Genomic DNA, 20,471 nt, shown 5'->3' on the forward strand with positions numbered 1-20,471 from the left:
CCTCCTAAATATTAAATTTTTTTCCCATTAATATAGCTAATATTTTTTCTTTATCCTCATTTGTAGAAAATTCCTCAAAAGAGTATCCGTCTAAATAAAGAATTTTATTGCAGGAATTACACAAAAATTCATAATCATGAGAAATTATAAGTATAATTTTTTCTTTTTCTTGTAATTTCTTCATTCTTTCTGAAATAATTTGCATATTATGTCCATCTAAACCACTTGTTGGCTCATCAAATAAATAAACATCTCTTTCTAAAAGTTCTGCTGAAGCGATAGTTAATCTTTGTTTTTGTCCGCCTGACATGATTTGTGGATGGATGTCTTTTATATTTTCTAAGTTAAAATCAGCTAATATTTTATCTGTATATGCATCTTTATTATTTAGTTTTAACTCGTCTTCTGCTGAAACTTCAAAAAGATTACTATCAGGATTATTTGACAGGTAGTATATTCTTTTTTGCCTATTTCTTTTGTTTAATTTTTCTCCGTTTATAGATATAAAACCACTATCTTTTTTCATAAGTCCACTTAAAATTTTAAACAGAGTAGATTTGCCTATGCCATTATCCCCAATAATTCCATAAATATTTCCACTTTTAAATTCGTATGTCAAATCTTTTATAAGGACATTCTTATTATAGGAAAAAGAAATTTTTTCTAAGTTCATAGAATTTATCTCTTTTAACTTATTTATTTGAGGAGATATTTTATTTAAAGAAAAGAATCTTAATCCTAACTTATTGAAAAAATCTTCACTTTTTGATAATAGTTCTTCCTCTGTAAAAACATTGCTAATCTCCCCATTTTCAAGATAATAATATTTATCCACTACTCCTCTAAGATAGTAGAGCCTATGCTCTGAAATGATTATTGTCTTTTTATTTTTCTTTAATAAAAGCATAAGTTTTCTTAAAGCTTCTACACTTTTCATATCTAGGTTGGCAGACGGTTCATCAAAAACATAAATAGGTGGATTAAGTGCATTTATTGAAGCAATTGCTATTTTTTGTCTTTCTCCACTTGAAAGATGAAATAAGTTTTTATCTTTTAAATCTTCTCCATTAATAGATTTTAAGGAATTATTGATTATTTCATCTATTTTTTCTCTTTCTATCCCATAATTTTCAAGCCCGAAGGCAATTTCATCTTCTACATTTTCTGCAAAAAATTGACTCTTGGGATTTTGAAAAATAGATCCTACTTTCCTCCCTATTTCATATAATTCTTTTTCCAGGGGATTTATTCCATCTATGGAAATTTCCCCCTTTAATTTCCCTCCATAGAATTTATAAGCAAGACCATTTATAAGTCTTGTAAGGGTAGTTTTACCCTACAATGTCAAGCAATTGTTACATAAAATTAGACGATATTTCTATCGCCTAATTTATATACAAAACTTTTATTTTAACTTTTTTATACGTTCACTTTCTGTTAGAATCCTCATTTGTTCAATAGCAATTGCATTTAATTTTTCTATCCTTTCAGTTGCATCCATTCCCTCATTTATAAAAACAGCATTTAAGTTCTCAAGATTTGATAAACACACTAATTGTGATATATCAGCATAGTCTCTCATATTTCCTTTTAACTCCGGATTACTTTCACGCCATTCTTTTGCTGTCATTCCAAACAAAGCTACATTTAATATATCTGCTTCACTTGCATAGATATAGTTTATTCTTTCCTTTGATAATTTTTCAGGGACAAGATTATTCTTAATTGCATCTGTATGAATTTTGTAATTTATCTTAGCTAAATTCCTCTTGATATCCCAACCTAATTGTTTTTGTTCTTCTTCTTTTAAGCGCTCAAACTCTTTAATAAGATAGAGCTTAAAATAAGGTGATACCCACGACGCAAATTCAAAAGCTATGTCTTTATGTGCATATGTTCCACCATATCTTCCTGCTTTGGCAATAATTCCGATAGAATTCGTCTTATTGACCCATTGTTTAACCGATAAAATAAAACGATTAAAACCTGCTTCATTTTTAATTCCCTCGAATTCGGTGGAATTAAAATTCGCATTATACATTTCTTCCCATATTCCTAAAAATTCAATTGTATTTTTATTCCTTAGCCATTTTTCTATCAGTGCCACACCATTTTCAACATTTCTAACCATGTCGGTTAAAGAAATATAATCTCTATTATCTATGGCAATAATGCTAATTTCTGATCCTTCCACATTTATTTTAGACACAAAAATCACCTCACAATATCTCATTTTAACTATAATTATATCATTTTTTTGTTTGTTCCTAAATATTTACCCTATCAACTCATAGTAAACAGTACTATTTATTTCCGCAAATTTTCTCGTCATTATTTACATTTTGGCGTATTAAAATTAAAGTTGGCGAGATTATGAGTTACTTTTAATACTATCCATCTATATTTCTACAATTTCTATTTCTCCACTTCTTGATACAATTATCTTATCAATTTTATTGTCTAAATAAGCCTTCAATAAACTTTCTTCGTCTAAGACTGTAATATCCATTTCTTTCCTTGAATCAATCTTCTCTGACTTCAATTCTTCCAACTTACTCTCCAATAATATCTTTTTATCTTTGATAAAAGTTTTTTCCTTTAGATACTCCTCTTTCGAAATATTTTTCTTTTTATAGTTTTCATAGATGATTTGTAAATTGCTGTTTAATATGGATATTTCCTTTAAAATCTCTTCTTTTACATTCTTGTGTTCTATAACTTTCTCTTTATTTAATGTGTTTTGAATCTTAAAACCTTTTAATTTAGGTTTTATAAGTTCAATAATATCTTTCTCTTTGATATTGTTTGGTGTTTTCTCAGCTTTACATAAATTACAATAATAAATCTTATACTTGTATATTTTATCAGAATTCTTCTTTTGTCTACTGTCACATCGTAAACTCATATGTCTACCACATTCTTTACAAAAAATCTTATCAGAAAAAATAGAACGATTTTTGTTTCCTGTATATCCCCCAAAACTTCGTTTTTCTTTTATTTTCTTAACCTTATCAAACACTTCTCTGGAAATAATAGATTCATGGGTATTTGGAAGTATTTTCCACTCATCTTCAGGAAGTAAAATTCTTTTTCTTCCACCTATTTTTGTTTCTTTGAATTTATTATATACATAATCTCCTGTATATAGTTCGTTCCTTGTAATCTGTGAGATAGCTGCATTTGTCCAAACTCTTTTCTTTACTTCACTTCCGGTAATTAAATTTCCAGTATAATCAGAAAGTTTCAGTTCTTCTTTTCGTTCAGAGCGTGTAATATAACCTTTTTCATTAAATATATTAGCCACTTGAATACACGAATATCCTTTTAGCAATAAATCAAAAGCTTCTTTAACTATAAAAGCTGTTTTTTCATCAATGATGATACTATGTTTATCTTTTGGATCTTTAATATATCCAAAAGGTGCTGCCCAATTTATATTTTTCCCCTGCGATTTAATTTGCCTAATAGAACCTCTTACCTTTTCAGATAATTCCTTACTGAATAAATCATAATACAATGTCTTAAACTGTGTATCTGTATCTAAGCCATTACCTTGTTCTTTTAAAGAATCATAGTTGTCATTAATAGCAATAAATCGTATTTTTAGAAATGGTAATATATTGCTTAAGTAATCCCCAAGCAAAATATAATCTCTTGAAAACCTAGACATATCTTTTACAATTATAGTTCCCACTTTACCACTCTTTATATCCTCAATAAGCCTTAAAAAGGAAGGTCTATTTGTATTAGTAGCAGAATATCCATCATCTACATATTCTTCTATTTCACAACTTTTTAAAGATGTTTCATTTTCAATGTAGCTTTTTATATAATCTCTTTGATTTGCTATACTTTCACTTTCATCCACTTTGTGATAATCTTCTTCAGAAAGTCTTAAATATATAGCTATCTTATTCATGCTCTACCTCCAACTGCTTTCCCACATCTTTATCAAGTTTAAACTTAAAATATATGGTAACCTGCTTATACTCTGATATTTCTATATGACTAATTAATGTATCGACCAATTCTTTATCAACTTCTATGCTTTTAGCATCCAAGCAGCAAAATAGTACATCTATAAATTCTATAATTTCTCTTTTTTTCTTTTTTATATTTCTTATTCTTTCAGCAAAAACTTTTAATTCATTTTTTAAGGTTTTTATTTGATTATTTATTTTTTTACTTTCTATTTTAAAATCACTTAAAAGAACCTCTCCTTTAACATAGTTTTCATATTGTTCTTGTAGATTGATCCTAAGAGAAGCAATCTTTTTATTATTTACATCTGTTTTTAGAGAAACTTGATTTATCTTTTCAGTACTTATATTTTCTAAATATATTTTTAGTCGTAATCTTTTATCCTTTTTATAAAAGCTTGAAACCAGTCTTTTTAAGGTATCTACTAAAATTTTATCTAGGTCTGTTTCGTATATTCTTACATGAGATTTTTCTAAGTTTAATCTATCTCCACCTTTACAATAATAACAATAGCAAATCTCATCATGATATTTCAGTCCTCGTGGTCCATATTGTTTTTTCAAATATCTGCCACAAACACTGCACTGTATGAGGTCGTCATACTTTCCTTCTTTTTTATGATCTCTTTGAATTTTTACTCCAACATTTTCTTTTCCGTCTTTTATTATGTTTTTCAGTGAATGGTAAGGTAGATAGTTTTGTTTTTTCTCCTTTATCTCTCTGATATTTTCAAATGTAGTTTTGTCTATTAAACCTTCGTGGGTGTTCTCTGTTATAATCCACTCTTCTTTATCACGAAACTTACTTTTCCTACTTGGATCATGTCTATTTGAGTATACTCTTTGAATCAAATTCCCAATATATACTTCATCAGAAAGCATTTTTGATATATAAGAAATATCCCATTGTTTTGTATCTTCTTTATCCTTAAAAATTTTACCTGTTCTTTTATATTCATCAGGTGTCGTATATGTTTTAGTCAATTCTCTTGCTATTTGCATATTGGATTTACCTTGACTTGCCATATAAAAGATAAGTCTTACTACATCTGCTGCCTTTTCGTCCATCACCAGAACTCTTTTTCCATCAATTTTATCAACCTTATAGCCATACGGAGCCATCGCTCCTATAAAAGACCCTTGTTTCATTTTTATTTCTTTAGAGGCTTTTATTTTCTTTGAAATATCTTTTGCGTATAAATCATTGAAGATATTTTTTATTGCTATTTCATAACTCTGATTTGATTTTATACCGTCTTTAGTATCCAGATTATCATTTACGGAAATAAATCGAACTCCCAAAAATGGAAATACTTTTTCGATATAGTTTGAGATTTCTAAATACTCTCTACCAAACCTTGACATATCTTTTACGATTATACAATTTATCCTACCTGTTCGGATATCTTCCATCATTTCAATAAATGCAGGTCTTTTAAAATTTGTTCCAGAATACTCATAGTCCTTGTACACTCTTAAAATCTTTATATCTTTTTCGTTTGCAGCATTTATACAAAGTTCTTCCTGCATTTCAAGTGAATTACTTTTATCCCTATAAGCTTCCTTTCTTTCCTGTGATAATCTAGCATAAATACCGGCAATGTATATTTTTTCAATCACTTTTACAACTTCTGTTTCTGATTGTGATATATGCCTATTTTTTGTTCTAGCCACAGCATACCTCACTTTCAGCCCTTACAAGACTTTTATTCATAACAGTGGGTATAGTATTTGACTTCCTGCTTATATCGATACTTTTCTTTTTTATAGTGTTAGCTTTAATGTCAGACTTATCCATTTTTGTCATTTCTTCAAGTAAAGACAATTCTTCGGTATGATTAAACCTAACATCTATCGTCTTATCTTCAGAAATAAAAATTTTATCAATAAGCATCACAACAGACAATCTATCTATTTCAGATAAATTTTTATACTTGTTAATGTCGATGATCCAACTCTTATTTTTATCAATCTTCTCCTTAGTATCTTCCTGTTTTTTCAATCTATACTCGATACTTTCATCTAATTTAGTCAATTTCTCTGTATAGTTTTTTCTAAAAAGTTGATATTCTTCTTTACTAATAACATCTTCTTTTAGGTCAAGGTATAGAGAAGATAAGAGTTCTTCTGTCATCGCTTTTTCTCGTTTTAGTATAGGAATTTGATTGTCTTTCAAATTTTTATTTATATCTATACGCTGAACTTTAGAATATAGATTTTCATTAAATTCAATGTAGGACTTCATTATTTTAGATACTGCTTTTATCAAGGTTTCTTCTTTTATGCTGTGTCTTGTGCAAGATTTTTCCTTGTTGTACTTTGAACAGATATAGAATATCTCTTCTCTTTTTTTATACTTTACAGTCCTTCTAATCAAAGAACTTCCACATTCTTTACAAAAAAGCATTCCTGTAAAAATATCAATTTTGTCCTTTCCACGAGAATTATTCAAATCTCTTTTTAACATAGTATTTGCAATAGTAAAAACTTCTTTACTTATAATTGCTTCATGGGTATTTTCTACTCTTATCCATTCTTCTTTCTCTTTTTCTATCTGCTTTTTATTTTTGTAACTTAAAGTAACACTCTTTCCTTGTAAGGTATTTCCAATATATACTTCATTTTCTATAATTCTATTTACTGTCTTTGCTGACCAGGTTCCACCTTTTGTGTTTTGAAATCCATTACACTTAAATCCTTGACTTTCTTTATATTTTCTTGGAGTTAAAACTCCTAAATGATTTAGTTCATCTGCAATTGCCTTTGAGGAATATCCCAAGAGTTTCATATCAAATATATTTTTGATAATATCTGATATCTCTTTATCAATCACTAACTTGTTTTTATTCTCCTCAGACTTTTTATATCCATAAGGTGCAAAAGCACTGATAAAGTCTCCTTTTTCTCTTTTTATCTTTTGAGAGCTTTTTACCTTATTGGAAATATCTCGGCAATAACTGTCATTGATGAAGTTTTTTATAGGAAGTATAAGGTGTGTATCGTTTATATCTGCACTTTTACTATCGTAATTGTCATTTACTGATATAAATCTTATACCGTTTTCCGGAAATATTCTTTGAATATATTTTCCAGCTTCTATATAATCTCTTCCGAATCTTGATAAGTCCTTTACAATAATTGTATTGAACTTTCTATCATAGGCAGCCTTTATCATTTCTTTAAAATTGGGACGATCAAAATTTGCACCTGAATACCCATCATCCACATACTCTTTGACAATTGTAATTTGATTTTTTCTTGCATAAGAGTTTATAATTTCTCTTTGATTAGATATAGAGTTACTTTCTGTTTTTTCGCCATCTTCTTTTGATAATCTTAAATACATAACTGCCAAATTTTCTTTTGCTAAATTGTTTTTAAACATAAAAAAGCCTCCTTTAATTCAATTTACATACAATAAATCGAACCAAGGCTAGGCTTCCACAAAAATATTATAACGCTCCTTATATTTTCTGTCAGCCCCTAATAGACAGAAAATTTTTCTTTGATGTATTCCTCTACTAAATTTTCTAAGCTAAATCCATTTTCATTAAATTTAACTTCTATATTCCAACCATCAATTTGATTTATCATCTGTTTATCTTTTTTATCTGTTTTCATTTCTGTATTTATATTATGTTCATCACACATAATATCTTCTCCTTATCTTCAATATTTTTAAGTTTTTTGACATTAACAGGCGTGTAGGCCACGACATTGGAATTTCACCACCGCCCCTTTTCAAGATGAGCCGGCAACAACTGTAGAAGTATCATTATCCCCATTTGCTTCAATGCATCAGTTTCCTAGGCTGAATATATAATTTCTTTTTGTCGCTCGTTTTCTTTTATCCTTCTTTTAACTAGAGTATTTATTTAAGCCGAAATCCTTATCAGCAGAAAAGTCTTGGCGAAGAAATTATAAAGCTCCACAAATGGTTAATGTCCTGTCTTGGTCTATTCAGTTGTCAAGGTTCAAATCTATATATAACGAGGTATAAAAGTCCCTCTATATATAAACCTTACTTTCAGGACAATTTTTAACACTTTTTTGAATATTTTTTTGAAAAATTTTTAAAAAATAGAGGACAGAGATATTTTTCTCTGTCCCCTACTTGATTTACCTATCCAAAAGTTTTCTCAGTTTCTCTAAAATCTTATTTCTTAATCTACTAATTTTCATTGGATTTGTGTTTCTTTGTTTTGCAACTTCTATGAGAGTTTTATCATCAAAATATAGTAATTTGATTAGGTTTCTTTCTTCCTCATTTAAATTGTTTAATGCACAATGCAGATCTTCTATTAGCATTTTAGTTTCAATAATCTTTTCAACATCAATACTCTTATCCGCAATATCTACAACACTTGTATTAAAATCTCCAAAATGAAATACACCGTGCTTTATATCCAGTCGCTTCAAATGAGCTTCATGATTAATCTCTTTTTTATATGCTCTATACACTTCATCAGGTACATATATTTTTTTACCCTTAACATAAATGTATTTTTCTTTATAATTATCTGACATCCTTTGGTCCTCCTTTTTTTACTCGTTTTTCGATTTTTGAGCATAAAAAAGGAGGACTACGGCATTTAGGCATGTCGAGTCCTCTGAAAAATAGGAGTTTTAAAACTAAAAACTGTTTTCTGTTAAACCTAAAAAGTTAACATAAACATGATATTAAAATAGATAGGTATTCTTATCGTGGTTTTATTTATAGTTTTATTCATTGATATATCTACCTCCATCACATTTATATATATCACTAAAAGTAGATATATTTGCATTAATTCTGCTTCATATCTAAAAATTCTGTAGAAAGTGTTAATAGCTCTAGATTCTCATAAAATTTATTTCCTTCCAAGCATATGAACTTATCCAAGTTTTTCTTGTTAAAATAATCTATAAACCTTAGTTTTATTTGTTTATTCAATTTTGATTAGCTTTGGATTCAACTAAAAATATGGCATATATAAACCTAAATTCATGACATTTGAACATCTTATCTATAATTTTTTTCTAATGTTTGTATTAAAAACTCTATCTACCTCATTCAATGTCAATTCTAGAAAATTTATAAGACTAAATCTTTCAAAAATCAATTCAGATAAAATATAATTCTTATTTTTCAATAGTTATACAAACATCCTGCGCTTATTCCTGCTTGTTTATATGTCTGTCTTTGTTGTCTATGCAAAACCTTTAGAAATAAATACTTCTACACTAGTTTCTTGTATTTGTAATTTTCTTTTATTAGCAGGTAATCTTTCAATTTTCTTTACTGATATATTATTTTTCCCATAAAAATATTATAAAAATCAAATCTTTAATTATTTACATTCATATTTGAAAGAGCCTTGGCTTGCATTACTAAACCTACCATTATCATAGTAAAATCTACAACTGGTTCTGCCCACCAAACAGCACCTGCTCCAAATACTCTTGGTAATATAAGTAAGGCTGGAACAAGTAGTATTAGCTGTCTTAACATTACAATCATTCCAGCTTTTTTTCCATCTCCTATCGCTTGGAAAAAAGTTATCGTCATAATCATAATTCCATAGAGGATGAATACAGAATAGAATATCCTAAAATTATTAACTCCACTTGAAATTATATCCTGACTTACTTTAAATAAACCAAGTAACTGTTTTGAAAATACTTGTGCTGGTAACCAAAAAATTGCTGCAAGTACTGTTCCTCCTATAGAAAATATCTTCATAGTTTCCTTTACTCTATCGTATTGTTTTGCTCCGTAGTTTGTACCAATAATCGGCTGTAGACCTTGACTCATTCCCCAAATTGGTATAAATGAAAATCCATAAAATCTCAAAGTTGCTGACATTAATATTGCATTTGGATCTCCTCCATATCTAAAAGCTTGTCTATAAAGCAATGTTTGCTGAACCATGAAAAATACTTGCATGATCATAGCTGATACTCCTACTCCAAACATTTCCTTTGATATATCTTTTTCTTTTTTTATTTTCCCTATTTTTACATTTTCACTTTTATTCTTAAAATAATAAAGAGTAATAACTGCTTGAATTATTTGTGCTGTTACAGTTGCTATAGCTGCTCCCTCAATAGCATAATCACCCATTGCTTTCATTAGTATTGGATCAAGAACTATATTGATAAAGGCACCGAGTCCCATGATACTCATTGCTCTTTTCATAAGCCCTTCACCACGCATAACCATATTGGCTGACTGGGTAAAGTTTACAAAAATTGAGCCTAGAAATATTATTCTTAAATACCTTATGCCTAATACCTTTATTTCTCCTGTTGCTCCAATTAAATCTAAAAAATATGGTCCTAGAAGTATTCCTCCTATTGTTATAATCGTTGAAAAAAAGATAACCCAATAGATAAGATTTCCCATAAGTTTGTCTATAGTATTATTATCACCCTTTCCCATGGCTCTTGATAAAATTGATGCCGAACCTATCCCTATAAGCGTTGCAATCCCATTATTAAAAAAGGTAAGTGGCATAGCTATTGAGCAAGCCGCCATAGCATTCTCACCAATTATTTGTCCAGCAAATATTCCATCCATAAGTGGGTATAGACCTATAACCACCATGCCAATTACTGCTGGTATAGATAATTGAAACATTAAAGACAATGGCTTCTTGGTCAATAACTGTTCTTTCATGTTTTGCTTCATTTTTAATCCTCTCAATATATAAATTCTTCTGCTAATTTCGTTTTTTCTAATAAATTGTTATACAATTTTGATTCTTCTATCAGTTCTTTGTGATTGCCTTGACTTTCCACATATCCATTTTCTATGACTATGATTTTGTCTACATTTTCAATAGATTTTAATCTGTGAGAAATAATAATAACTGTTTTATCCTTTATTAATTTATTCAAACTTTCTTGAATTTTCTTTTCATTGTCCACATCAAGGCTTGCTGATATTTCATCTAATATAAGAATTGGTGCATCCTTTAAAAAAGCTCTTGCAATAGAAAGCCTTTGTCTTTCACCACCAGAAAGCTCTGACCCATTTTCCCCTATAACTGTATCTAATCCATTAGGAAGTTTATTAATAAAATCCATACAATTTGCAAGGGTAGCTGCCTTGATAACTTCTTCATCGCTGGCATCTTTTTTACCTATACGAATATTTTCTAATATAGATGAGTTAAATAAAGTAACATCTTGAAAAACAATAGATATTTTCTTAAATAAAGAATCTGTGGAAATGTTTTTTATATCCTTTCCATCTATTAAAATTTGACCTTTATCATAATCATATAATCTTGATATTAATCTTAATATACTTGTCTTTCCAGAGCCAGAAGCTCCAACTAGAGCCGTTACATCTCCCTGTTTCGCAGTAAAGCTAATGTCCTTTAAAACCTGATTATCATCATAAGAAAAAGCTACATTTTTAAAGACTATATCAAACATATTCAGTTCTACATCTTTACCCTCTTGAATTTTTGTTTCCTTAATCTCCCTAATCCTTTCAACACTTGGATCTATAGAGAACACTTCTAATAATCCTTCTTTTGATAAATCGAAAATATCTTTTATCTTTATGGCAGACATTAAATACCCTAAGAGATATAAAATGTCAATCTCCCCAGATAGAATAAGGCTAATACCAACATAACTAACTACTGCTATACTTACGAAAGAAAACATAGTAGATAAACCTAATGTTATAATAGAACTCTCTTCCACTTTTAAATGTATTTTTTCACTTTCATCCATCTGTTTATAAAGTGATGTCTTCACTTCATCAGATAAGTTGAAACTATTTATTTCTTGTTGAAGTTCAATAGTTTCTTGGAATTTTTCTGAGTTTTCTCTAAGTACCTTGTGATATTTCTTGTTTCCTTTTACCTGCGACTTTTTAGCAATAGGTATTAGTATAAAACTTAAAATAGTTGGGATCATTACTGCTAGCCCCATCTTAAAATTGCCTATCATTAACATAATTCCAATTAGTGGAAAAAATAAAACCATTCCTCCTACTTTAGGTATTGAATGACTCATAGCGTGTTCTACTTTTTCCACATCTGCCATAATCGTTTGAGATATATCTGATAAATTATGTTTTGAAAAGTAGGATAGGGGAAGTTTTGATAGAGTTTCAGCAATATCTATTCTTAAATTAGCACTCTCTTCATAAGTTGTAGTATAAAGATCATCATATTCTTTGGATAACAAAACATACATTATTACTAATGTAACAACAGAAACTCCAAAATATAAATAAGGGCTTTTAACATTTTTCAAAAGAAGCTCATCTGTTAACATCATTAAAATAAAGGCAGGAACCATATTAATACAGTAAACCAAGAAACTCGATATAGTAGATTTAGTAAGATCTTTAGCCCCTTTATCAGTCAGACAAAAGCGTTTTTTATAAAATTTCCTCATCTTTAACCCTCCATTGATTTGCACTGTCATAAAGTTCTAATAATTCCTTATATTTTCCACCTTTTGAAATAAGTTCTTGATCACTGCCTCTTTCAATTATTTCTCCATTCTCTAAAACTAAAATTTCATCAACAGAACGAATACTACTCATCCTATGGGCAATCATAATAACTGTTTTATCTTTCATAAGGTTTTTAAAGGCCTTTTGAAGCTCATACTCATTGTCTGGATCAATAGAAGCACTAGCTTCATCCATAATTACAATTTTAGATTTCTTGAGCATGGCTCTTGCAATAGCAATTCTCTGTTTTTCTCCTCCTGATAAATAGACTCCTTTTGAGCCAATCATGGTATTCTCCCTTTCAGGAAACTTATTTAAAATAACATTACAACCTGCAAGTTCCATAGCCTTCATAACTTCTTCCCTACTTGCCTTTCTATTAGCAAGAGCAACATTTTCGTAAATAGATGTCTTAAAAAGTTTGCTATCCTGAAAAACAAAAGAAATTGTGTTTATTAGAGCATCCTTACTATAAGATTCTAGGGGTCTCTCTCCAATCTTTATACTACCACTATCTACTTTGTAAAATCCAGATAATAGCTTTACAATAGTCGATTTACCTGAACCTGAATGTCCAACTAATGCATATTTTTTTCCCTCTTGTAATTTAAATGATAAGTTTTCTAATACCTTATTTCCATTGTAGCCGAATGTTACATTATCAAACTCTATATTATAGTTTTTGAAATCACTAATCTCTCCATAATTTAATTTATCTTCATTCATTTTTTTATATAAGTCTTCTAAAGTATCTACAGCATACCTAGCGTTAAAGATGTTCATACTAGCCCACATAATTTTCATAAATGAAACCATCATTACTCCACTTAAAAACAAAATCATGAATAGTTCAACAATAAGCAAATTAGCATTATTAACTTTATTTATGGTAAAAACTAAAGGGATAGACAAAATTGCAATAATTCCAAAAAATATCCATTGATATAGTACATAAGGTTTTTTAGAACTAATTGAGTAATCAAGAGCATACTTAGAATAATCCTTAATCGCCTTATAAAGAGTTTTAAAAGACTCTACAGTAGCTCCGAATATTTTAACAACTTGCATGCCTCTGACATATTCAACTGTTTCACCACTTAAAATTTCTAAGGATTTTTGGTAGTATTCCATGAACTCTCCTCCACCCATCATGTTCTTTAAAATAAGAGCCCCTACTATTGTTAGTATAAGAATAACTATTCCCACTCTACTACTAATAGAAAAGGCAAGTATTAAAGATAAGACTGGAATTAAAAAAGCTTGTGAATTATCTGGTATCATATGTGCTACTGCCGTATGAGTTTTAGCTGCATTATCATCAATAGTTTTTCTTATAATTCCAGATGGATTTAAGTCATAAAAACGAAAACTTGCTCCTGTAAGTCCATCTATCCCTTTCTTTCTCAAATTAGTTTCTAAACGAAATCCGAGCTTATGGGAAAATAAACCTGATAGTAAATATACCAAAGCTCCCAACGTCAAACTCAAAACAGTTTGAATAGACATTGCTCTAGCAACTAATAAATCCTCCTCAACAATTGAACTTCTTAAAAAATTATACAACAATGAATATCCGTACACCATCAGAAACGCAGATAGTGCTGATAAGAAAACTGCTATATATCCATTATGTTTTCCCTCAGGCACATAGGAAAAAAGCCTTTTGTAAATTTTCATATTTACCCCCTTAATAATATTTTGATAAATTTCAAATAAAAAATACGACTTACTTGATAACTTTTATCATAAGTATATTGTAAAATATTTTCGTTTGTTTTACAATATATATAGGTTTATATGTCTAAACGTGTTATTGGAGGTTTGTATGGAAAATTTTGAAAGTTTAATAAATGCTTATGTTTCATCGGAATTAAAAGACGAGAATTATTTTCATCCTCTAGGGAGGTATTATATAGCTAATACGAAATTATATAATGGTTATTACTGGTATTACGAAAGTAGCGACTTTATAATAGACATTCATAATCTTTTCATAAAAGAAGATTTTGTAGAAGATGGCGTTGAATCAATGCAAAATTATGTTACATTAATTTCCAATTTTGTAATGTCTGGAAACGGAGAATGGTTTAATCCCTATCAGTCAATTGAACCTTTTTCTATGTTTGTTATGGATCCAAGCGACAAAAAGAATAGATATCTTATACATAAAAATTCTAGATTGTGTCTTGTAGGTGTAAAATTTAAAAAAAGTTTTTTAGAAAAATACTATCCACCATATTCTTACTCAAATAATGTAGATGATTTAAAAGATATGTTTTTTCAATCTAAAAATTCAATTATTAATCCAATAAGTAAGATTGCTAAAGATATTTTGACTTGTAAACTTGAAAATGCTGAAGCTAAACTTTTCTTTGAGGAAAAGGTAAAAGAGTGGTTTTATATAACTGTTGAGGCTAGTGAAGATTCGAAAAATTTTAAGACTCTTTCAACCGAAGATGAAAAACTTATTGAGAATGTAGAAAGATATATTAGCGATCATTATTCTAACAACATACCTCAATCACTTCTAGAAAAAATCGCTTGTATGAGTGGAACAAAGTTAAAGGAAAGTTTTAAGAAAAAAAACAATTTGAGTATTACAGAATTTACCCAAAGAAAAAGAATGAATATAGCAGAACAATTATTAGTAACCACTGATCTTGAAATAAGACATATAGCTAAAACTGTTGGATATACTTCAGCTAGCCGATTTAGCAAACTTTACAAAAGATATAAGGGAGTTTATCCTAATGAGGTTAAAATTATGATTAATTTAAATAAATAAATCTAAACCATATTCCTAAAAAGAGGACTAAGACGCCTCAATATGTCTAGTCCTCTTTTTAGAATTTTTAATACTATTAATTAACAATATAAATTTATATCTCATTGAAAATCATAGTGTAAAATATCTTGTGTAAACGTAAAGTTGTTCCTTGGATAGAAAAAGAGGATCCAATCTTGTAAGATTAAGTTAACACAACTAAATCACATGAATATTGGAGAACCTCATAACAAATTTTAACAAAGAATTGATTGAAGTGCTAGCCCAAGGAGTAGATGTTACAGAAATATTTCGCTGTCAACCGGAAGATGCGATGAATCTTCTTCTAGAAACAGAAAAAAACGTTTTTTAGGATTTGAGCCCTGTGATACCAGTGAATACAACTCTGGGAATTCTAGAAATAGCTACTACACTAGAACCCTTAAAGGCAAATATGGTATATTACATCTTAAGATGCCTATGGATAGGAAGGGGCTCTTTTCTCAAAAACCCCTATCTTTTTTTAACGAGTCAAATTCTACTCTTGAAGATAACATTAAATTGTTCCACCAAAATGGTCTAACAACCAGAGACCTATTAGAAATGATTGAGAAAATATACGGTCAGCAAACCGTATCAAATAGTTCGAAGTCCACCCTAGAGGAACTATAGCTTTTTAAAAAGAACTCCAGACAGGCCGTTGTCTACTGCTATGTTACCTTTCTCTCCATAAGACGAGATTCGGTTAGCAAAGAAGCTGTTCATGATATTATAGGAATCACAAAAGAAGGCCACAAAGAGGGTCTAAGCTTTGCTATTTATCCCATAGAATCTGCTTCTAACTACAGAGAAATATTCCAAGATCTTAAATCCAGAGGACTAGAAGATATCGTTCTCTTTGTTAGCGATGAATTAACAAAACTAAAGCATACTCTTAACGATGAATGTCCCTTATCAAAACATCGATCCTACTGGATACATATCATAAGAAATATAGCCAATAAAGTAAGAGTCAATAATAAGTCACCCCTACTGGAAGACTTAAACTTCCCTTAGAAAATTTGTTTGATAAATGGGCAGACAAATATCCTAAAGTAAAAGAACAATTTCCCCATGAAACATCTCTGGAAAAGTATGTGTATACCGATGTTTCAAAATACAACACGGCGTTTTCTTCTATGATCCATAAGGAATTTGGGATGGCACTATATGAACTAAGTAAACTGCTAAATAAAACATAAGGAAAGCGCCAAAGCAAAAATTTTTCATCCAATATATGGGATTAAGGTACAAAGCATGTAGCATTATCTAGTTAGGTACAATTTACTTAGTTTCACAAGAGGTTACACAATTTATTTAACACTACCTTGAAAACTCTATGCCTTAATAATTTTAAAGTGTAATACTGAACAATTATTAGTTAACTATAATAAAACAATTAAATTATCTTCTTATTAATGTGAATATTTTTTATAATTTCATTAAGATATCAAGTTAGACATATCTTATTTTTTCTAAATCCAATACACGATTGCAAATTAAACTTGCAAATTCAAAATCATGGGTAGCTATAAAAATAATTTTATCTTTTGAATGTGACTTTAATAATTCTACAGTTTTAATCATATTTTTATAATCAAGCCCACTTGTAGGCTCGTCTAAAATAAAAATTTCTTTGTTACACAATAGTCCACAAACTATGGCAAGTCTTTGCTTTTGTCCCCCAGACAAAGTGTTAGGGTGGCTATTTTTATAATTATATAAGTCAAAATCATTTAGCAGTTCATTAATTAAATCATCTTTTACGTTCTTTATTCCTAATTTACATTCAGCAAAGACACTATCGGCAAATAATTGATAATTTACGTCTTGCATAACCATATAAGATATTTGCTTTCTTGCTTTTTCATCAATTTCTTTAGATTTTAAAATAAACTCACCCTTATAATCAGTATAAAGTCCACAAAGAGTTCTTAAAAAAGTAGTTTTCCCTATGCCGTTAGATCCTAAAACAGCAATAATATCACCCTTGTTTGCAGAAAAACTAAATCTATCTGTAAGGCATTTATCTTTCCTATAAATTGAAACATTATTTACCTGTAAATAAGACTTACCTATAATTGGTGATTTTTCTTTTATATTTAAACTAGGTTTGTTTCTTGTTCTTAAACCCATAGTCTTAATTTCATCTTCAGATAAACTTAAAAAATCTTTATTGGAAAAAATTTTATCAATTTTCCCATTCTTCATATAAATAATTCTATCAACTAAATCCATTATATAATAGATTCTGTGTTCAGATATAATAACTGTTTTACCACTCTCTTTCAACATGGATAAGTGTTTTTTTAATATATCTATTGTCGGTATGTCCAAATTAGAAGAAGGCTCATCAAGTAAATAAATATCTGGATTTGTTGCATAAACTGATGCAAAAGCAATTTTTTGTTTCTCTCCTCCAGATAAATGAAAAATATTTCTATTTTTTAGTTTATTTATTTCTAATTTCTTGCAGGTTTCATCTAATTTCTCTTCTAAAATTTTTGTTTCTACTCCTTGGTTTTCTAGTCCGAATACAATTTCACTATTTGTATCCACATTAAAGAATTGGGTTCTAGGATTTTGAAAAACACTGCCGACATTTTTTGAAAGTTCAAACATTTGATAGTCAGATAATGATTTATCATTTATTTTTACATCACCATTTAAATCTCCTTCATAATAATATGGTATCAACTTATTTATAAGCCTTGTAATAGAGGTTTTTCCAGAGCCAGAAGAACCACATATTAAAATAAACTCTCCTTTTTTTATTTCTATATTTATATTATCTAGGCTAATATCCTTAGAGTTTCTATATTTGAAACAAACTTCATTTAACTTAATCATAAAAATACCTCAAATATATTGTAAATGCAGTAATTACTACTCCAATTATTAGAGATAAATAATCTAAAATTCCAAAATTAATCCTTATAATTGAAGTTCGTTTATTTGGTGATTCAATTCCCCTCGTGATAGAAGCTATAGTTAATTCATCTGCGGCTTTTGACGCCATAATTATCATAGGAGAATAAATGCATTCTACGGTTAAAGAAGGGTTTTTTATAAACCCCAAAAAAGATGGAGAAATTCCTCTAAACCTCATTGAATCTTTTATATATAGCCAATCTTCTTTTATAGTTGGTATATACCTAAGCATTACTGCTAGGGGGATAGAAATTTTTTTAGAAACACCAACATAATCCATAGCAGATAAAAACTCCCCTACTTTCGTTGTGCTAAGTATTATCATAGAGAGCATACATACCGGATAAATTTTATTAACTAAACCCAAAAATGGCATAAATATGCTTCTAAAAGTATTACTTCCATATCTTACAATTAAAATACTAAGAAAATATACTAATAGATATATTAATATCCCAGTAAAAGCAATTTTGATTTTTCTATTTATAAGACTAAAAATAGCAATTAATGCTACAAAAGCTAATTCATATTCTATTGAGGGCAATATACTAGATATAATTATGCACAAAAATAGTAAAACTATTTTTGTGCATGGATTAATATGTGTATTCAATTCTCCTGAAATCATATAATACCCGCCTTTTCAAATTGCTTTTTCAAAAGTTTAGAACCTATAAAAGCACTAAATAAAGCAACTAAAAAAGTTCCAATCACAATAACATAAATCATCCAATCAGCAGCTGCTGCATTCATAGACTCTATATATGTTATATCTGTCCCCTTCTCTATCATTGCATTTGACCAAGACTTAGGATCCATAAAATATACGACAAAAGTCCCTATATCTCCAAGTGCAAATACTCCAAAAGAAAGGATGTTTGTTTTTTTACTTTTATATGACTTGCTTCCTGCTATAAACTCAGCAATTATCCCCATAACTAAAGTTCCAAGACCCATAGCCCAATGCATGCCAGTTGCAAATCTCAAAATACAAATTATTATTGCCAAAATAGCAATAGTTCCTCTTTTAGCCACTTTCGAGATCAGAAACATAAATATTATTCCTGATAAAAGAGCACTACCCATTGGCTGATAAAAGGTTAATACAGGATTCATTCCAAAAGGCATTCCCCCAATCATATTAAATATAAAATAGAGAGCTGTAAAAACCCCTATAGTAATCAAATCCTTTGTTTTTAGACCATTCATATTATTTTTATTCATTTTTTCCTCCTTTTAAATCATTAATTTTAATTGCATTTTTTTTATACGGTTGAATTATTTTACTTTGTCCAAGCTCTCTAGATAATTCACCCCATGTCTCTATCGCTGAAATCAAGTATTGTTGCTCCACTATATTAGCCTTTTTACTATCTATACAATTTATAAATTCTATAATGGACTTTGAAATAGAATTAACCCAACTTAATTTCATCATACTACTATAAGTTTCTTCGTTATCTTCAGCTATTTCAAATGTTTTTAATTTCGAAAACTCATTGCTTTCTTCTAAATTAAATTTTCCATTTTTATCATGTGGCTTATCCAAACAACTCTCCCATATTATAGGTCCATTTGTACCTGATAATGTCAAATTCCCTGAGTTCGTTATAAACATTATTTTATGCATTAATAACATGTAATTATCTGGATTTTTCGCAGTCATTTGATTTTGCACACTTATACATATAGGAATATCGTTTATATACCCTTCTATAATCTCAAAAGGTGATTCTATATTCTGCGTAGATATATTTCTAAATTCATAAGGTTTTAGTCCTCCCAAAGCTCTTCCCAAAATATCTATAAGAGGAAACAATACATGTACACTGCATTGTGCAGAAATAAATCTAATTTTCGACAACTTATTTAGCTTTTTAGATAAACTCAAAAATGTATCTACACTTTTTAAATTTGGATAAAATGTGTTAAGTTTATAAAAACAAGAATTTTCTCTTGATAATTTCAAAAACTCTATATATTCTTTTAAATGAACTGGTTGTTCCTGAATTACATTTACTCCATTCTTTAACAGTTGCTTAACCAAATCACTGCCTGCCCCACCTATCAATGTTGACCCTATAACAACACAAGCCAAATCTATTTCATTAAGATTCACATCATTTAAGGTTGTATATATTGGTATTTTATACTTTTTAGCATAACTTTGAGACAATTCACTACCTTTTGACAAAATGCCTACTATCTGAAATTTTTCATTCATATTTTCGATAGCTTTTATATAAAACTGTCCAAATCCTACACCACAAACCAATACTCTATATTTGTTTTGCAT

The 20,471-nt window shown here is 29.0% G+C and carries 15 protein-coding genes and 2 pseudogenes; 2 read left to right on the plus strand and 15 right to left on the minus strand.

Annotation, left to right across the window (positions count from 1 at the left end; all coding sequences use genetic code 11):
- Window positions 1-4: 4 nt before the first annotated feature.
- The 11 genes and pseudogenes from C8269_RS04070 to C8269_RS04115 form a co-directional block, all read right to left on the minus strand.
- Window positions 5-907 (minus strand): ATP-binding cassette domain-containing protein, encoded by a 903-nt coding sequence (locus C8269_RS04070; RefSeq protein WP_234025830.1) that lies wholly within the window; start codon window positions 905-907, stop codon window positions 5-7.
- Between the two features lie 54 nt (window positions 908-961).
- Window positions 962-1,324: pseudogene (locus tag C8269_RS10995) on the minus strand (ABC transporter ATP-binding protein); the annotation flags it as partial.
- 81 nt (window positions 1,325-1,405) lie between these two features.
- Window positions 1,406-2,209, minus strand: coding sequence for a KilA-N domain-containing protein (locus tag C8269_RS04075; RefSeq protein WP_022620611.1), 804 nt, complete (start codon window positions 2,207-2,209; stop codon window positions 1,406-1,408).
- 189 nt (window positions 2,210-2,398) lie between these two features.
- Window positions 2,399-3,919, minus strand: a complete 1,521-nt coding sequence (locus C8269_RS04080; protein ID WP_022620610.1) for a recombinase family protein — start codon at window positions 3,917-3,919, stop codon at window positions 2,399-2,401.
- Window positions 3,912-5,654, minus strand: coding sequence for a recombinase family protein (locus C8269_RS04085; protein ID WP_106460507.1), 1,743 nt, complete (start codon window positions 5,652-5,654; stop codon window positions 3,912-3,914). Before C8269_RS04085 ends, C8269_RS04080 begins: the two co-directional genes overlap by 8 nt.
- A complete protein-coding gene (locus tag C8269_RS04090; protein WP_106460508.1) occupies window positions 5,647-7,365 on the minus strand; it encodes a recombinase family protein in 1,719 nt (572 codons plus the stop codon). Before C8269_RS04090 ends, C8269_RS04085 begins: the two co-directional genes overlap by 8 nt.
- 98 nt (window positions 7,366-7,463) lie before the next feature.
- Window positions 7,464-7,631: a hypothetical protein gene (locus tag C8269_RS04095; protein ID WP_000332792.1), complete on the minus strand. Its 168-nt coding sequence runs from the start codon at window positions 7,629-7,631 to the stop codon at window positions 7,464-7,466.
- Window positions 7,632-8,099: 468 nt separating this feature from the next.
- Window positions 8,100-8,507, minus strand: coding sequence for a sigma-70 family RNA polymerase sigma factor (locus tag C8269_RS04100; protein ID WP_106460509.1), 408 nt, complete (start codon window positions 8,505-8,507; stop codon window positions 8,100-8,102).
- 799 nt (window positions 8,508-9,306) lie between these two features.
- The gene (locus C8269_RS04105) at window positions 9,307-10,650 is read right to left on the minus strand and encodes an MATE family efflux transporter (protein WP_106460510.1); all 1,344 of its coding nucleotides are present in this window, start codon (window positions 10,648-10,650) and stop codon (window positions 9,307-9,309) included.
- Window positions 10,651-10,661: 11 nt separating this feature from the next.
- A complete protein-coding gene (locus C8269_RS04110) occupies window positions 10,662-12,380 on the minus strand; it encodes an ABC transporter ATP-binding protein (protein ID WP_199792181.1) in 1,719 nt (572 codons plus the stop codon).
- A complete protein-coding gene (locus tag C8269_RS04115) occupies window positions 12,364-14,118 on the minus strand; it encodes an ABC transporter ATP-binding protein (RefSeq protein ID WP_106460512.1) in 1,755 nt (584 codons plus the stop codon). Before C8269_RS04115 ends, C8269_RS04110 begins: the two co-directional genes overlap by 17 nt.
- 148 nt (window positions 14,119-14,266) lie before the next feature.
- Between C8269_RS04115 and C8269_RS04120 the strand changes: the two genes are divergently transcribed.
- Window positions 14,267-15,226, plus strand: coding sequence for a helix-turn-helix domain-containing protein (locus tag C8269_RS04120; RefSeq protein WP_106460513.1), 960 nt, complete (start codon window positions 14,267-14,269; stop codon window positions 15,224-15,226).
- Window positions 15,227-15,520: 294 nt separating this feature from the next.
- Window positions 15,521-16,261 (plus strand): annotated as a pseudogene (locus C8269_RS11000) (transposase).
- 438 nt (window positions 16,262-16,699) lie between these two features.
- On the opposite strand, the gene C8269_RS04140 reads toward C8269_RS11000, so the two are convergent.
- From C8269_RS04140 to C8269_RS04155, 4 genes are read right to left on the minus strand one after another with little or no spacing between them, the layout of a single operon-like run.
- Window positions 16,700-18,094 (minus strand): ABC transporter ATP-binding protein, encoded by a 1,395-nt coding sequence (locus C8269_RS04140; protein WP_004837819.1) that lies wholly within the window; start codon window positions 18,092-18,094, stop codon window positions 16,700-16,702.
- Entirely contained in the window at window positions 18,087-18,803 is a 717-nt protein-coding gene (locus tag C8269_RS04145; RefSeq protein ID WP_004837820.1) for an energy-coupling factor transporter transmembrane component T, read from the minus strand. Before C8269_RS04145 ends, C8269_RS04140 begins: the two co-directional genes overlap by 8 nt.
- Entirely contained in the window at window positions 18,800-19,399 is a 600-nt protein-coding gene (locus tag C8269_RS04150) for an MptD family putative ECF transporter S component (protein ID WP_002842343.1), read from the minus strand. Before C8269_RS04150 ends, C8269_RS04145 begins: the two co-directional genes overlap by 4 nt.
- Window positions 19,392-20,471: a Gfo/Idh/MocA family oxidoreductase gene (locus tag C8269_RS04155; protein ID WP_002842344.1), complete on the minus strand. Its 1,080-nt coding sequence runs from the start codon at window positions 20,469-20,471 to the stop codon at window positions 19,392-19,394. Before C8269_RS04155 ends, C8269_RS04150 begins: the two co-directional genes overlap by 8 nt.

Origin of the sequence: Anaerococcus sp. Marseille-P3915, from assembly GCF_900258475.1 — a bacterium.
In the GTDB taxonomy this organism is placed as follows: Bacteria; Bacillota; Clostridia; order Tissierellales; family Peptoniphilaceae; genus Anaerococcus; species Anaerococcus kampingae.

Excerpts from the sequence above, each read along its gene's own strand:
- C8269_RS04070 (WP_234025830.1), bottom strand. The coding sequence starts at position 907 with ATGCTTTTATTAAAGAAAAATAAAAAGACAATAATCATTTCAGAGCAT.
- C8269_RS04080 (WP_022620610.1), bottom strand. The coding sequence starts at position 3,919 with ATGAATAAGATAGCTATATATTTAAGACTTTCTGAAGAAGATTATCAC.
- C8269_RS04090 (WP_106460508.1), bottom strand. The coding sequence starts at position 7,365 with ATGTTTAAAAACAATTTAGCAAAAGAAAATTTGGCAGTTATGTATTTA.
- C8269_RS04095 (WP_000332792.1), bottom strand. The coding sequence starts at position 7,631 with ATGTGTGATGAACATAATATAAATACAGAAATGAAAACAGATAAAAAA.
- C8269_RS04100 (WP_106460509.1), bottom strand. The coding sequence starts at position 8,507 with ATGTCAGATAATTATAAAGAAAAATACATTTATGTTAAGGGTAAAAAA.
- C8269_RS04105 (WP_106460510.1), bottom strand. The coding sequence starts at position 10,650 with ATGAAGCAAAACATGAAAGAACAGTTATTGACCAAGAAGCCATTGTCT.
- C8269_RS04110 (WP_199792181.1), bottom strand. The coding sequence starts at position 12,380 with ATGAGGAAATTTTATAAAAAACGCTTTTGTCTGACTGATAAAGGGGCT.
- C8269_RS04115 (WP_106460512.1), bottom strand. The coding sequence starts at position 14,118 with ATGAAAATTTACAAAAGGCTTTTTTCCTATGTGCCTGAGGGAAAACAT.
- C8269_RS04120 (WP_106460513.1), top strand. The coding sequence starts at position 14,267 with ATGGAAAATTTTGAAAGTTTAATAAATGCTTATGTTTCATCGGAATTA.
- C8269_RS04140 (WP_004837819.1), bottom strand. The coding sequence starts at position 18,094 with ATGATTAAGTTAAATGAAGTTTGTTTCAAATATAGAAACTCTAAGGAT.
- C8269_RS04145 (WP_004837820.1), bottom strand. The coding sequence starts at position 18,803 with ATGATTTCAGGAGAATTGAATACACATATTAATCCATGCACAAAAATA.
- C8269_RS04150 (WP_002842343.1), bottom strand. The coding sequence starts at position 19,399 with ATGAATAAAAATAATATGAATGGTCTAAAAACAAAGGATTTGATTACT.
- C8269_RS04155 (WP_002842344.1), bottom strand. The coding sequence starts at position 20,471 with ATGCAAAACAAATATAGAGTATTGGTTTGTGGTGTAGGATTTGGACAG.